The sequence below is a fragment of the Rhodoferax sp. GW821-FHT10B06 genome (genome assembly GCF_059415605.1).
This window is the reverse complement of sequence record NZ_JBWKNO010000025.1, coordinates 19986-33695: the sequence shown is the minus strand read 5'-3', so window position 1 is coordinate 33695 and position 13710 is coordinate 19986. Positions and strand designations below refer to the sequence as shown.

At 63.3% G+C, this 13710-nt stretch carries 13 protein-coding genes; 2 read left to right on the top strand and 11 right to left on the bottom strand.

Going from position 1 to position 13710, the window contains the following annotated elements; genetic code table 11:
• The first annotated feature begins 170 nt into the window (after positions 1-170).
• Positions 171-2771, top strand: a complete 2601-nt coding sequence (gene clpB / locus AC07O2_RS24825; protein ID WP_495234808.1) for an ATP-dependent chaperone ClpB — start codon at positions 171-173, stop codon at positions 2769-2771.
• Positions 2771-3052 carry a hypothetical protein gene (locus AC07O2_RS24820; protein ID WP_495106948.1) on the top strand — a complete coding sequence of 94 codons (282 nt, stop codon included), beginning with the start codon at positions 2771-2773 and terminating at the stop codon, positions 3050-3052. The genes clpB and AC07O2_RS24820 overlap by 1 nt, the downstream gene beginning before the upstream one ends.
• A gap of 34 nt (positions 3053-3086) precedes the next feature.
• On the opposite strand, the gene AC07O2_RS24815 is transcribed toward AC07O2_RS24820, so the two are convergent.
• The 11 genes from AC07O2_RS24815 to AC07O2_RS24765 all read right to left on the bottom strand — a co-directional run bounded on the left by AC07O2_RS24815 (position 3087) and on the right by AC07O2_RS24765 (position 13705).
• Complete coding sequence (locus AC07O2_RS24815; protein ID WP_495098850.1) at positions 3087-4940, bottom strand: diguanylate cyclase domain-containing protein; 1854 nt, start codon at positions 4938-4940, stop codon at positions 3087-3089.
• A 397-nt stretch (positions 4941-5337) separates the two neighbouring features.
• The gene (locus tag AC07O2_RS24810; RefSeq protein WP_495098851.1) at positions 5338-6246 is read right to left on the bottom strand and encodes a malonate decarboxylase subunit epsilon; all 909 of its coding nucleotides are present in this window, start codon (positions 6244-6246) and stop codon (positions 5338-5340) included.
• Positions 6243-7112 carry a triphosphoribosyl-dephospho-CoA synthase MdcB gene (gene mdcB / locus AC07O2_RS24805; protein WP_495098852.1) on the bottom strand — a complete coding sequence of 290 codons (870 nt, stop codon included), beginning with the start codon at positions 7110-7112 and terminating at the stop codon, positions 6243-6245. The genes AC07O2_RS24810 and mdcB overlap by 4 nt, the downstream gene beginning before the upstream one ends.
• On the bottom strand, positions 7109-7786 hold the full coding sequence (mdcG, locus tag AC07O2_RS24800; RefSeq protein ID WP_495098853.1) for a malonate decarboxylase holo-[acyl-carrier-protein] synthase: 678 nt from the start codon (positions 7784-7786) through the stop codon (positions 7109-7111). Before mdcG ends, mdcB begins: the two co-directional genes overlap by 4 nt.
• The gene (locus AC07O2_RS24795) at positions 7783-8484 is read right to left on the bottom strand and encodes a biotin-independent malonate decarboxylase subunit gamma (protein ID WP_495234807.1); all 702 of its coding nucleotides are present in this window, start codon (positions 8482-8484) and stop codon (positions 7783-7785) included. The genes mdcG and AC07O2_RS24795 overlap by 4 nt, the downstream gene beginning before the upstream one ends.
• Positions 8481-9353, bottom strand: a complete 873-nt coding sequence (locus AC07O2_RS24790; RefSeq protein WP_495234806.1) for a biotin-independent malonate decarboxylase subunit beta — start codon at positions 9351-9353, stop codon at positions 8481-8483. The genes AC07O2_RS24795 and AC07O2_RS24790 overlap by 4 nt, the downstream gene beginning before the upstream one ends.
• Positions 9350-9691 (bottom strand): malonate decarboxylase acyl carrier protein, encoded by a 342-nt coding sequence (mdcC, locus tag AC07O2_RS24785; protein WP_495234805.1) that lies wholly within the window; start codon positions 9689-9691, stop codon positions 9350-9352. Before mdcC ends, AC07O2_RS24790 begins: the two co-directional genes overlap by 4 nt.
• A 13-nt stretch (positions 9692-9704) precedes the next feature.
• The gene (gene mdcA / locus AC07O2_RS24780; RefSeq protein ID WP_495234825.1) at positions 9705-11384 is read right to left on the bottom strand and encodes a malonate decarboxylase subunit alpha; all 1680 of its coding nucleotides are present in this window, start codon (positions 11382-11384) and stop codon (positions 9705-9707) included.
• A gap of 32 nt (positions 11385-11416) precedes the next feature.
• Entirely contained in the window at positions 11417-12181 is a 765-nt protein-coding gene (madM, locus tag AC07O2_RS24775) for a malonate transporter subunit MadM (RefSeq protein WP_495098858.1), read from the bottom strand.
• Positions 12182-12186: 5 nt separating this feature from the next.
• Positions 12187-12609: a malonate transporter subunit MadL gene (gene madL, locus AC07O2_RS24770; protein ID WP_495234804.1), complete on the bottom strand. Its 423-nt coding sequence runs from the start codon at positions 12607-12609 to the stop codon at positions 12187-12189.
• Positions 12610-12790: 181 nt separating this feature from the next.
• On the bottom strand, positions 12791-13705 hold the full coding sequence (locus AC07O2_RS24765; protein WP_495234803.1) for a LysR family transcriptional regulator: 915 nt from the start codon (positions 13703-13705) through the stop codon (positions 12791-12793).
• Positions 13706-13710: the final 5 nt, after the last annotated feature.

Genomic DNA, 13710 nt, shown 5'->3' with positions numbered 1-13710 from the left:
GGCCTTGGTTTTACAGTGATGCTATTTTTTTGATAGCTGCTGGCGCAGATAACTACTGCGCCAGAGCTTGATTTTTATCAAATACCGGCGAAGTTGCGGCAGCGCGGAGCAGCCGTTTGGTCTTGAAATCGGCCATATTCTCCTCACGTAGCTCGGTATTGGAGATCACGATGCGACAAGACAAACTCACCACCAAATTCCAGGAAGCCCTGGGCGACGCACAAAGCCTGGCGCTGGGTGCCGACCACGGCTATATCGAACCGGCCCATGTGCTGGCCGCCATGCTGCGCCAGGACGACGGCCCGCAGGCGCTGCTGCAGCGCGCGGGCGTGAATGTGCCGAATCTGCTGGCCGCCGCCGAGGGCGCGCTGAAGAAGCTGCCCACGGTGCACGGGCAAGACCAGGTGCAACCCAGCCGCGATTTCATCAGCTTGCTGCAGGGCGCTGAGAAGGAAGCTATCAAGCGCGGCGACCAGTTCGTATCCAGCGAATTGTTCCTGCTGGCGCTGACCGACAGCAAGTCCGACTTTGGCCAGCTGGTGCGCGCCAACGGCCTGACCCGCAAATCGCTGGAAGCCGCGGTGGACGCGGTGCGTGGCGGCGACAAGGTAGACAGCGCCGACGCCGAAGGCCAGCGTGAATCCTTGAAGAAATACTGCCTGGACCTGACCGAGCGCGCCCGCATGGGCAAGCTGGACCCGGTAATTGGCCGCGACGACGAAATCCGCCGTGCCATCCAGGTACTGCAGCGCCGTACCAAGAACAACCCGGTGCTGATCGGCGAACCCGGCGTGGGTAAGACTGCCATCGTCGAAGGCCTGGCCCAGCGCATCGTGGCCGGCGAGGTACCCGAGTCGCTCAAAGGCAAGCGCGTGCTGTCGCTCGACATGGCGGCCCTGCTGGCCGGAGCCAAGTTCCGCGGTGAATTCGAAGAACGGCTGAAGTCCGTGCTGAAAGAGCTGGCCAAGGACGAAGGCCAGACCATCGTTTTCATCGACGAGCTGCACACCATGGTGGGCGCAGGCAAGGCCGAGGGCGCGATGGACGCCGGCAATATGCTCAAGCCCGCGCTGGCGCGTGGCGAGCTGCACTGCGTGGGTGCAACCACCCTGGACGAGTACCGCAAATACATCGAAAAAGACGCGGCCTTGGAGCGCCGTTTCCAGAAAATCTTGGTCGGCGAACCCACCGTGGAAGCCACCATCGCCATCCTGCGCGGCCTGCAAGAAAAGTACGAAGTGCACCATGGCGTGGACATCACCGACCCGGCCATTGTGGCCGCGGCCGAACTCAGCCACCGCTACATCACCGACCGCTTCTTGCCGGACAAAGCCATCGATCTGATCGACGAGGCTGCGGCCAAGATCAAGATCGAAATGGATTCCAAGCCCGAGGTGATGGACAAGCTGGACCGCCGGCTGATCCAGCTGCAGATCGAGCGCGAAGCCGTGCGCCGTGAGAAGGACGAGTCGTCGATCAAGCGTTTCGGCCTGATCGAGGAAGAGATCGTCAAGCTGCAAAAGGAAATCGCCGACTACGACGAAATCTGGCAGTCGGAAAAAGCCCAGGCCCAGGGCAGCGCACATGTGCGTGAAGCCATCGACAAGCTGAAGTTCCAGATCGAAGAGCTGACCCGCAAGGGCGATTTCAACAAGGTGGCCGAGCTGCAATACGGCAAGCTGCCCGAGCTGGAAAAGCAACTCAAGGAAGCGCAGGACAAGGAGTCCAGCAAGGGCGTGACCAGCGCGCCGCGCCTGCTGCGTACCCAGGTCGGCGCCGAGGAAATTGCCGAAGTGGTGGCGCGCGCCACCGGTATTCCGGTTAGCAAATTGATGCAAGGTGAGCGCGACAAGCTGTTGCAGATGGAGGTCAAGCTGCACGACCGCGTGGTCGGCCAGGACGAGGCCATCACCGCCGTGGCGAATGCCATCCGCCGTTCGCGCGCTGGCCTGTCTGACCCGAACCGGCCTACCGGCTCCTTCCTGTTCCTCGGCCCTACGGGCGTGGGCAAGACTGAGCTGTGCAAAGCGCTGGCGGGCTTCATGTTCGACTCGGAAGACCACCTGGTCCGCATCGACATGAGCGAGTTCATGGAGAAGCATTCGGTGGCCCGCCTGATCGGTGCGCCGCCCGGCTATGTGGGCTACGAGGAGGGCGGCTACCTGACCGAAGCTGTGCGCCGCAAGCCCTACAGCGTGCTGCTGCTGGATGAAGTGGAAAAAGCCCACCCCGACGTGTTCAACGTGCTGCTACAGGTGCTGGACGATGGCCGCCTGACGGATGGACAGGGCCGTACCGTGGACTTCAAGAACACGGTGATCGTGATGACCAGCAATATCGGCTCGCCCATCATTCAGAACATGGTGGGCCAGGATTACGAGGACATCAAGGATGCGGTGCAGGACGAGCTGAAGAACTACTTCCGCCCCGAGTTCCTGAACCGCATCGACGAGACCGTGGTGTTCCATGCGCTGGACGCGAAGAACATCGAGGCGATTGCCGCGATCCAGATCAAGGTGCTGCAGACCCGTTTGGCGAAGATGGACCTTGAACTGCAGGTTTCGCCTGCGGCGCTGGCCGAGCTGGCCAAGGTCGGCTTTGACCCGGTGTTTGGCGCCCGACCGTTGAAGCGTGCGATCCAGCAGCGCATTGAGAACCCGCTGTCCAAGCTGCTGCTGGAGGGCCGCTTTGCGCCCAAGGATGTGATTCCTGTGGACGTGGACCCGATCCAGGCACCGGGCCAGTTCAGCTTCGGCAAGGTGGCCGCTTGATGGGGCAGTTTGTCTGGCGGCTTTTTGTATGGATGCTGGCCTTGGTTTTCATCGCCAGCGCCTTGCTGGTGCTGTCGGGCATTGCCCTGCTGTGGTTGCTGCGTAGCCTTTGGGCTCGTCTGACGGGGCAGCCCGTGGCGCCCATGCGCATGTACTCGGCCGGCTGGAAAGATGTGGCGCGCACGGTGGACCGCTTTTCGCAGCGTCCGCGTGCAAGCAGCGGCACGCCCGAGGTCGCTGACGTTACGGACGTGGAAGTGAAAAAGGTTTCGCCACCCTGAGTGGCGTGGCCGCAGCCGCACCAAATACCTGCGCTTACTGCAGGCTGGCGTAGCGCGAGTTTTTGGTGGCGTACATGGCGTTGTCGGCGGCGGTCAGCAGCTCTTCCACGTTGCTGCCGTCCACCGGGTAAATCGCCAGGCCTATGCTGGTGCCGATCTGCACCATTTCACCTGTGTCCAGTGTGATGGGGGTGTTCAACACGTCGCGGACCTTGCGGGCGATAGACATCATGGTGTTGCCATCGCTCACGGCGTCGAGTATCAGCACGAATTCATCGCCGCCCACGCGTGCCACCGTGTCTACGCCGCGCACGGTGGAGGTTAGCCGCAGGGCCACGGACTGCAGCACGGTATCGCCGGCTGCATGACCGTAACGGTCGTTCACAGGTTTGAATCCATCCAGGTCCAGCATCAGCACGGCGAAGCCTTGCTGGTTGCGTTTGGCATGCTCCATGGCCACATTCAACCGGTCGCCTAGCAGCTTGCGGTTGGCCAGGCCTGTCAACGGGTCGTGGTGGGCCTGCAAGGCCAGTTGCTCTTCGTTCAGGCGTAACTCGTGGTTGGCTTTCTCCAGCTCACGGGTGCGTTCCTGTACCCGGCCTTCGATCTTGCGCTCGCTTTCGCGCAGGCTGTTCAGTACAGCCAGCTCGCTCTGGTAGGCGCGCGCCTGGGCTTCAGAGGCCTCGCGGCGGCTGGTGTGGATGCGATCGGCCAGCGAGAAGGACAGCGCCAGCATTTCCACCGCCGAACCGATCAGCATGGCATGGGTGATGAAGGGGTGGGAGGGCAGCAAGCCCAGGTTGTGCAGGGCGGTGACCAGCACACCCAGCAGCAGGGTGCCCCAGGCAAAACTGAAGTGGCGTGCCCCCAAGTGTTTTTGCAGCAGGCAGTAGATACTGACACCGACCAGCACACAGGTAAACAGGATTCCGTCGATATTGATCAGCCAGGCACACAGATGGTAGGGCAGGGTCAGTACGCAGACGGCGGTTAGGGCCATCAATCCGGCCAGGCCTTGCAGTATCTTGTCCGCCACCGGTGCCCGCATGGCCGTGCCCAGAAACTGGCGCGCAAACAGGGCAGCAAAAAAACCAGCTACCGACATGCTGAACTGGGCTGCAATATTGCCCCACCATGGTGTGTTGGGCCAGATAAATTCTTCACCAAAGCCGGTCAGCCCCAGTTGGCCGAAGACCATGCCGGTGGCAAAGCCTACATAGCTCAGATAAATGTTGTCGCGTAGCGAGACGTACAGCAGCAAGTTGTACATCACCAAGCCCAGCAGCAGACCGAAATACAGGCTGAACGCGCCATAGCTTGCATGGTCAGCCTGGGCCAGGGCTGCAGGGCGCCAAAGCTGCAATGGTATGGACAGGCTACCCTCAGATGTCACCCGCAGGTACAGGGTTTGGCTTTGGCCTGGGGTCAGTTGCAGCGGAAACACATGGTTGTGGTGTGGCAGCGGCCGTTGTGAAAACGGCATCTGGTCGCCGGATCGGAGGTGCTCGGCGCCTTTCTCGCGGCTGGTATAGAACAGGTCTATCTGGTCCAGCATCGGTGCCGCGATTTCCAGCATCCACTGGCTGGGAGCGTTGTCTTGCAGCGGCAGCTGAATGCGTAGCCAGATGGCGGAACGGGTCAGCCCAAAATTGCTGGTGCGCCCCTGGTTGGCCAGAGGGCTGAAGCGTTGCTGGTTATCTTGCTGCTGGATCTGCGCCAGTGTGAGCTCGCGGCTGGGATCGAGCAGCACGGAGGTCATGGGCGTTAGGTTGGAGTAGGCGTCGGTGAAGTCCTGCTCTGCGATGGGCGGCGTGGCGGCATACCCGAAGCTGAGTGCGCAGCATGCTAGCAACGCGAGCAACAGCGCAAAGGGGGATGGAAATCGCATGGTTGGAAACATCCGAATGGGCAGCCTGCGATAGAAGAACGTTGGGTTTGCGGAAACAGGGCTCAAATGCCTCCGTCTATTGTGGCTTGGCAGAAGTGCTGGGCGGGTAAAAGTTTGCACAAATATAGGTATGTGAAATACCGGAGTGCTGCGATTCTGCCTGCGACAAGGGGCTGAAAAACTCTGTTACTTCAAAATTGCACTTCAGCTTTTATTTTGTATACATTTCGAGTGAAAAAAGTGCAAAAGTGGCGTATTCGTGGACATATTCGCCGAATTTGAAGCTTGCGCCTGCAGGTTTTGCAGGGATTTCTTCTGCTGAAAAGTATGTGGAGGACGGCTTGCTAAGCAGGTGTATACGATCTGTTTTTGATTCCAAATAAATCGTAAAAATGTTTTAAGCGTTGCTGTGTTTTTGCACCCACTGAATGATCGTGCGCGCCGTACGGAAGTCATCACAGGCGCGTGCCGGCACGTCAGGGTAGCGTTGGTTCCAGATGCGTGCCAATGCCTGTCCCGGGCCTATCTCCAGCACACAGCGTACTCCCCGTGCATGCAGGTTGTCCATGCATTCATCCCAGCGCACGGTTTGAGCGATTTGCGTGGACAGCGCCTGCTCTGCCTGTATGGCATCCAGTACACGGTCTTTGGCATTGCTGAACAGCACGTGGCGTGGCCGTTGCAGTGGCAGCTTGGCCAGGGTGTGGGCAAAGCTGTCGGCCGCCGCACGCATCCAGGGGGTGTGGGATGCGATGCTGACGCGTAGGTGGGTGCAGTGTGCACCCTGCTGAATTGCGGCTTCTTCTGCCCGCGCCAGTGCGGTAAGCGGGCCGCCGAGCACCACGCTGTCGTGACCATTGCGGATGGCGATGGCAACGCCGGTGTTCTTGCATAGCTGGTCCAGGGGGGCTGATGCCAGGCCGCTGACAGCCAGCAGGCCGCCCGGTATTTGCAGGGCGCAGCGGTCCATCGCTGCGGCTCTGTGGCTGGCAAGGTCCAGCGCCGTCTCGGCACTGAAAACCCCGGCCGCGCTGAACGCGGCCAATTCACCCACGCTGTAGCCTGCGACCGCTGCGGGAGGGGGGAGTTCCGGCGCAAGCTGTTGCCAGGCAGCCAAGCCCAGGCCTGTGAGTAGGCATTGGGCTACTGTGTTTTGCGCAGCCCAATCCAGGTCTTGCAGGTGGTGGCGCCAGTCGAGCACCCCTAGCTGCGTACAAGTGCGCTGTACCAATGTATCTGTGGCCAGCCAGGGCAGCATCGCTGGATGCTGCATGCCCTGACCCGAAAACACCAGCGCAAAACTCATGGACTGGGCATGCAGAGCTGGACCACCCAGCAGGCGGCAGCCAATGTGTCGGCCGCCCCGCCGGGGGAGAGATTGCGGGCGACGAAGTCGCGCCCTATAGCGTGCGCGGCTTCCGGTCCACCGGGGCTGCTTGCACCACCCGCGGCCAGGAAGCGGCGGGCCGACTGCTGGGCATGGCGCAAGCCTTGCAGGCCGCCGCGGTGGGCGAGGTTGCTGTCGTCCAGCACGGCCATCACATGGAATAGGGTGTCCAGCCGTGCTTGCTGGACGGTCAAACCCCGTGCCAGGCCGGCCGTCAGGGCCGGCACTGCCGTTTCAAACAACACAGGGAACGCCAGTGCCGCTTCTGACGAGGCGCTGCGCAGGCCATGTTTGCGGGCTGCGATGCCCCCCGGCAAGCTGGGCAGGCGTAGGGCGCGCGCGTCCAGCGCCTGCCCCCAGCCATGGCGCAAGGCCTCACGCAGCTGCTCAGGGCTGGGGGAGGCATTCGTTCGTGTGAGTGCCCCCGCTGCGGCGCACAACAAGCCCAGCATGAAAATGGCGCCGCGGTGGGTGTTGATGCCGCCGGTGGCTGCCAGCATGCGGGCTTCGGCCTGGATGCCGCAGCGCTCCAGAGCGGGGAAATCTGCGCCCAGCAGCCCCAGCTCAGCAATCGCCACAAAGTAGCTGCGTAGTGCAAACAGGCTGCGCATAAAGGTGTGCGCGTCCATGTCGCGGTGGCTGCCGCTATCGCACAGGGTGACCAGGCCGGGCTTGGGGCACAAGGCCAGCTCGTGGTACAGCGCCCGTGTCGCTGCCCGGCCAATGGTGGACGGTGTGGAGTATGGCGTGGGTGCCGTCCAATGCAGTGGCTGCGCACGGGTCATTGCACCAACTCCGCTGTGCTTGCTGTGCGCCAGAACGGCGCATATTCCAGCGTGGCGCCGTGCAGGCGTTTCACCAGCACGGCCGTGCTCTTGCCGGATCGCCAGGCGGCCCATTCGCGCCAGGCGACGGCCGCACCGGCGTCAAACACGAGCTCGCCATCCAGGCGCAGCCGTGGAGCCGCAAAGCTTTGCAACAACGTGACCACGGCGTCGGCCTGGCGTCCATCCGATACGGTGATGCATAGATCGATATCGGATTCGGCGTGTATGTGGTCCAGCCCGGTGAGCCGCTGCCAACCATAGCTGCCGTACACCCGGGCGTTGGCCTGGCAGCTGTTGAGTTGCTCGCACAGCTGCCGCCATGGCGTGCGCGCGGGGACGGCCAGCAGGCCCAGCACCTCGGTGGCGCGTGGAAATGCGTCGAAGTAGAGTATGGAGCTGAGCGGCACCGCCAGCGTGATGCGCCGTTTGTCCCAGCGGGCCGGTGCCGGCAGACCGAGGGCTACCGTGTGTGGCAGCTCGCTGGCGGTCTGGCGCGTGACCACCAGCGGCAAGCGCTGGGTAGCCCAGTGGTGGAGACATTCCGCTGCTAGCGCATCCCATTGCAGTTCCAAAACTTGCTGCCAGCCGGCATCCGTCAGCCAGGCGATCTGGTGGCGGTGCAGCGGTGTCATGTTGCATCCAGTACCCGTTGCACCACGGCGGCCGACATCTTGCGGCCGCCGCGTTCGGCACCAATGATGGCGCGCAGATCTTGTGTCGGTGCGTGTGCCAATGCATCACGCAAAGCTGCTGGCAAATCGCCCTGCCACAGGGCCTGCACACCGCCCATGGCCACATAGTTGCCCACGCCGGGGGCGAATACGGGGTTGGACTGCGACAGTGCGGTCAGCATCTCTTCAGGCAGTTTGGTGACGCGGGCCATGGCGGGGATACGCATTACGCGGATCTCGGCTTCGGGCAGCGCATAGCAGGCGTCTGCAATCAGGCCCGAGGTGATGAAGCCGCCCGACAGTGCCTGGTCGTACACCAGGCCGATGACGCGGTGCCCCTGGCGCCGTGCCAGGTCGATGGCCATGCCCAGATGCGCCATCGCGCGGTTGATGCCCAGCAGCTCGTCGCGCCGGCGCAGTTGCTGGCCCTGGGTGTCGATCAGCAACAGGATGGGCCGGCCGGGGTGGCGGGCGATGGTGTCCAGCACCACACGGGCCTGGGCCAATGCCAGCTGGACGCCAATAGGGGCGTGGTTGGTGGTGCCGAGCACCGCCAACGGCTGACCATCGAATGTGACCGTACCCTGCAAAAAGTCATCGTCGGCGCTGATGCCGTGCGCAGGGCCAAAGAGTTGGGTGGCGAGGCTGTTCCAGTTCATGCGTTGACTCCCAGGGCGCGTGTTTCCGCCACATCCATGTCCGGCACGCGGGCGGCATCGGCAACGCCCAGGCGCCGCCAGAGGGCCGTGGCCTGGTCGCCGTTGCTGTCCAGTGGGCGCAGGCGTGCGGTAAGCAGCGCGTGTTCGGCTTCCAGTGACTGCAGGGTCACTGTGTGGGCGGCTTGCAGCGCAGCGATGGCGGCGCTGCGGAAGGCTGCCACATCGTCTTCCACCAGCGTGTCGCAGTCGCCGGTGAGCCAGCGGTGCTTACCGCCAGTGGTGCGCCAGACCAGCGCCCGGTCACGCGAGTCGAATTCGTCCACGCCGTGGCTGGCTTCGATCACCTCTGGGCCGGACATGGCCAGGCGGCCCACGTCGCTCATCACGATATGGTCGGCGCAGCGCGCCACGATGCCCATGCCGCCAAAGCAGCCGTTGGCACCGCCTATCAACACGATCACCGGAATGTCTGCGGCGCGCACATCCAGCACGGCGCGCATCACCTCAGACACCGCAATCAGCCCGGCATTGGCTTCGTGCAGGCGCACCCCGCCGGATTCGGCCAGCAGCAGCACGGCTTTCGGCCGATCCCGCAGCGCGCGCTGCAGCAGTCCGACCAGCTTGGCGCCATGTACCTCGCCCACGCCTCCGCCCATGAATTCGCCTTCTTGGGCCGCCACAAAAATGGGGTGACCGTCCAGGGTGGCGCGGCCAATGGCTATGCCGTCGTCAAACGCCGATGGCACGCCGAGCTGCGCCAGGTGCGGGCTGGTGACGCGTGCCGATGGCGGCAGCCATTCATGGAAGCTGCCAGGGTCCAGCACCTGGGCTAGGCGCTCGCGCGCTGTGCATTCGACATAGCTGATCATGTGGAGGCCTCCGGAGTTTTGGGCAATTCGGCCACGGCCTGGTCCAGGCGCAGACTGACGACGGCGGGCGTGGCGCCCATGTCGTTGATGGAAATACGCACGCCGGCAAGTGGGTGGCGGGCATGGAAATCGTCCACCACCGCCTGCCAGATCGGGCCGAAGCCGCGTGCCGAGGTTTCAACGCGCACTGCGCAGCCGGTGCCGGCTGCGGCTTCCAGCATCACCTCCAGGTTGCCCGAGCCGACCACGCCGACCAGGATGGGTGCAAAGTTGCCGGCGGGCCGGCCGGCACTGTAAGAATAATCCAGGGTTTCCAGCCCTGCGGAAATATCGCTCATGCTGCTTGTGCTCCTACCAGTTTCTGAAACGTTTGGGTGGCTGGTACAGCCCGCCGGAGGCGCGCACCAGGTCGCGCATGCTGCGTGCAGCCAGCAGGTTGCGCGTGGCATCGCGCGGGTCAATCCCCAGGTCTTGCGGGCGCCGGATGATGCCGCGGTCGCGCAGGTTTTCTACCGCACGCTTGTCGCGCGCCAGGCCCACCGCCGTGTAACCGGCGACGCCGCGTATCGCCTGCTCGCGCTCGGTGTCGTTGCGGCACAGCAGCAGATTGGCAATGCCTTCTTCGGTCAGGATGTGGGTCACATCGTCGCCGTAGACCATGATCGGTGGTAAGGCCATATTTGCTTGCTCCTGCAGCGTCCAGGCGTCCAGCCGCTCCACAAACGCAGGCTGCATGTGTTCGCGGAAAGTCTCCACCATCTGCACCACCAGCTTTTGTCCACGCGGCGTACCGGCGGCGCCACTGCGGCCGTCGCGGGCCTCGCGTCCGGCTTTCAGCCAGGCCGGGCTGGCGTGGCGGCGACCGCGCGCATCGGCACCCATGTTGGGCGCGCCGCCAAAGCCGGCGATGCGGCCCAGCGTGGCGGTGGAGCTATTGCCGTCCAGGTCGATCTGCAAGGTCGAGCCTATGAACAGGTCGCAGGCGTAGTGGCCGGCCGCCTGGCTGAAGGCGCGGTTGCTGCGCAGGCTGCCGTCGGGGCCGGTGAAGAATACATCGGAGCGGGCGCGGATGTAGTCCTCCATGCCCAGCTCGGAGCCAAAGGAGTGGATGGATTCGACCCAGCCGGCCTCGATGGCCGGTATCAACGCCGGGTGCGGGTTCAGCGCCCAGTGCTTGGCGATCTTGCCTTTCAGCCCCAGTGATTCTGCGTAGGTGGGCAGCAGTAGCTCGATGGCAGCGGTGTCGAAGCCGATGCCGTGGTTCAGCCGCTCGACGCCGTATTCGGCGTAGATGCCCTTGATCGCCATCATGGCCATCAGCACCTGGATTTCGCTGATCTGCGCTGGGTCGCGGGTGAACAGCGGCTCAATCAGGTTCGGCCGCGGAGCCTTCACCACAAAGCTGATCCAGCCCGCCGGAATATCGATGCGCGGCAGGCTGGTGTTGCCGTCCACCAGCTCATTGACCTGGGCGATGACGATGCCACCCGAAAAGGCCGTGGCCTCGACGATGGCCGGCGTGTCCTCGGTGTTCGGCCCGGTGTAGAGGTTGCCCTCGGCGTCGGCCGCATGCGCCGCCACCAGCGCCACCTTGGGCGTCAGGTCCACAAAGTAGCGGGCAAACAGCTCCAGATAGGTATGGATGGCGCCGATCTGGATGCGGCCGCTGGACACCAACCGTGCCAGCCGTGCGCCCTGCGGGCCGGAGAAGCTGAAGTCCAGCTTGCTGGCTACGCCGTTCTCAAAAATGTCCAGGTGCTCCGGCAGCGCCAGCACGGATTGCACCATGTGCAGGCCATGGACTTTGTGCGGATCGACCTGCACCAGCGCCTGGGCCAGGAAGTCGGCCTGCTTCTGGTTGTTGCCCTCCAGGCAGACCCGGTCGCCAGGTTCGATTACCGCTTCCAGCAGTGCGGCGATGGCCTCGGTTGCCACATGCTTGCCGCGTAGCTGCAGCCCCAGGGCCTGGGCAGCACGTGCCAGCCGGGCGGTGCGGTTGTCTGCCTTGGTGTTCCAGTTCACACGGTCCATAGTCATATCCCCATATCCATATCCTCTGATCCTCAAGCTACCAGGGCTTTGGTGGCAAAAAACAGTACCGATGGGCCCATCAGGCAGCCCAGGCCGGTGTGAAAAGTCGCCACCAACGCGCCATAGGGCACCAGTTTGCGGTCGGTCGCGGCCAGGCCGGCAGAAACCCCGCTGACCGTGCCGGCCAGCCCGCCAAACACCATGGCCGAGCGTGGCGTTTTCAGGCGCAGAAAGCGCGCTGCTACCGGCGTGCCGACCATCACCAGGATCGCCTTGATCAGGCCGGTGGCAATGCTCAGCGCCATCACGTCCGAGCTGGCGCCAATTGCAGCACCCGTGACCGGGCCGACGATGTAGGTTACGGCACCTGCGCCGATGGTGGTCATGCTCACTGCATCCCGGTAGCCGAAACTCCAGGCCACGCTGGCACCCACGATAAAGGGTAGCAAGGTGCCCAGTAGCAGTGCGACGACACCGATCAGGCCGGCCTTGCGGGCTTCGGTGGCCTGCACCTCGAAGGCGGTGGCGACGATGGCGAAGTCGCGCAGCATGGCGCCCCCCATCAGTCCGATACCGCCGAACAGCGACATATCGGCCAGGCCCTTGTGCCCGCCAGTTTGTGTGCCGCCCCAGTAGGCCAGCACCAGGCCGATGACGATGGCAATGGCCGAGCCGTGCACCCGGCCAAAAGTCAGCTTGCGTGAGATGACGCCGGACAACAGCACGATCAAACCCACCATGGCGAAGGCGGTGACCAGGCCGTTGGCGGCCGCGGCTTTTTGCAGAATTTCTAGCATGGTGGTCATTTCAGGTGGGTTGCGGGCTGGGCATTGGGAAGCGTTGCGGCATCCGCATCCGGCACCGGCTCTTCCACGCGTTCCATGCGGTTGATCAGCGAGATGACGATGGCGCAGACGGCCACCGCGCCGATTGCCGACAGCAGCGCCAGATGGCCGCCGCGCAGCGCCGATACCACGTCCTGTTGTGCCGCCATGGCGACCACCACCGGGATGTACATGGCACCCCAGTACTCCACACCCGCCTCGGTGAGTTTGGGCAGGATGTTGCGTTTTTGCATGCTTAGCCGCGCAAAAATCAGCAGCAGCATAGCGATGCCGACGCCGCCAACATTGGTTTTGACGCCCATGGCCTGCCCGAGCAAGTCACCTAAAAAAATCCCCAGCAAATGGCATGCTGCCAGTAGCGCGGTGCCGTAAATAATCATGTCTGTCTCCTGGTTATGGCGCATGTCAGCGCTATTTTTTGGAAGCCTTGCCAAGCGGTGGGGCACGGCAGGGCTTCTCGGAGTGGAATGTACCGAGCCAGCCGCGACAGAACAATTAAGCGGAAGAGGGGATGTTTACGGCAGGTGAAACGATCGGGGGTTTACCCGGGCCAGTCACTGGTCAGGCCAGGCGGGTCTGCGACATGCGGCAGACCGACAGCAGTGTCAGCAGATTCGGGTCGCGTTCGCGGCTGCGTAAAAAGCTCAGGCCTATGGTCTGGCGCATCAGGTATTTGGGCTGCAGCGGAATCAGCTGCACCTTGTGCGGAAACACATCGCGCACCCGGCCCGGCAGCAGCGTGCAGCCCAGGCCGCCGCTGACCAGGTTCATCAGTGAAAAAATATCGCCGGTTTGCATCACCACATTCGGCGTGAACTCGGCGATGCGAAAGGCCTCCTGGAAGCCCTTGTAGGTGGCAAAGCCTTCGGTCAGGCTGACGAAGCGTTCGTCGGCGCAGCTGCTCAGGTCCACTGCCGCCATGTCGGCATAGCGCGAACCCACTGGCGCGGCAAAGTAGATGTCGTCTTCAAACAGTGGTACCGATTCGACATCGGGTGCGTCGTCGGGCACAGCCATCAGCGCGGCATCGATGGCCCCCTGGGCCAGCTTTTGCAGCAGTACGGCGTTCGAGCCCAGCACCAGCTCGGGTTGCAGTTCGGGCTTGCGCACTTTCAGGTCGACCAGCAAGGTCGGCACGGTCTTGATGGTCAGCGAATACAGCGAGCCGATGCGGATCTGGTCGGATGCATAGCCCGCTGCCTGGCGTGTAGCGCGCACACCCTCGTCCATCAGGTGCAGCACGTCTTTCGCGGCCTCGGCCAGCACCTGGGCCGCATGCGTGGGTATCAGATTGCGGCCTTCGTGGCGGAACAGTGCGCAGCGCAGGCCTTCTTCCAGAGCATGCAAGGCCCGGTGCACGCTGACCGTGCTGGTGTCTAGCACCTCGGCCGTACGCGTCAGATTACCTTCCTGCATGAAGGCCAGAAAGATTTCCAGCCTGCGGAAGGTGATTTCGTCGCCGACGCGGAATGCCATGGCCG

Bases quoted from the DNA above. Each gene is read 5' to 3' on its own strand.
- AC07O2_RS24790 (WP_495234806.1), bottom strand. From the start codon at position 9,353: ATGATCAGCTATGTCGAATGCACAGCGCGCGAGCGCCTAGCCCAGGTG.
- madL (WP_495234804.1), bottom strand. From the start codon at position 12,609: ATGATTATTTACGGCACCGCGCTACTGGCAGCATGCCATTTGCTGGGG.
- mdcG (WP_495098853.1), bottom strand. From the start codon at position 7,786: ATGACACCGCTGCACCGCCACCAGATCGCCTGGCTGACGGATGCCGGC.
- clpB (WP_495234808.1), top strand. From the start codon at position 171: ATGCGACAAGACAAACTCACCACCAAATTCCAGGAAGCCCTGGGCGAC.
- AC07O2_RS24815 (WP_495098850.1), bottom strand. From the start codon at position 4,940: ATGCGATTTCCATCCCCCTTTGCGCTGTTGCTCGCGTTGCTAGCATGC.
- AC07O2_RS24795 (WP_495234807.1), bottom strand. From the start codon at position 8,484: ATGAACTGGAACAGCCTCGCCACCCAACTCTTTGGCCCTGCGCACGGC.
- mdcC (WP_495234805.1), bottom strand. From the start codon at position 9,691: ATGAGCGATATTTCCGCAGGGCTGGAAACCCTGGATTATTCTTACAGT.
- AC07O2_RS24765 (WP_495234803.1), bottom strand. From the start codon at position 13,705: ATGGCATTCCGCGTCGGCGACGAAATCACCTTCCGCAGGCTGGAAATC.
- mdcA (WP_495234825.1), bottom strand. From the start codon at position 11,384: ATGGACCGTGTGAACTGGAACACCAAGGCAGACAACCGCACCGCCCGG.
- mdcB (WP_495098852.1), bottom strand. From the start codon at position 7,112: ATGACCCGTGCGCAGCCACTGCATTGGACGGCACCCACGCCATACTCC.
- AC07O2_RS24810 (WP_495098851.1), bottom strand. From the start codon at position 6,246: ATGAGTTTTGCGCTGGTGTTTTCGGGTCAGGGCATGCAGCATCCAGCG.
- madM (WP_495098858.1), bottom strand. From the start codon at position 12,181: ATGCTAGAAATTCTGCAAAAAGCCGCGGCCGCCAACGGCCTGGTCACC.
- AC07O2_RS24820 (WP_495106948.1), top strand. From the start codon at position 2,771: ATGGGGCAGTTTGTCTGGCGGCTTTTTGTATGGATGCTGGCCTTGGTT.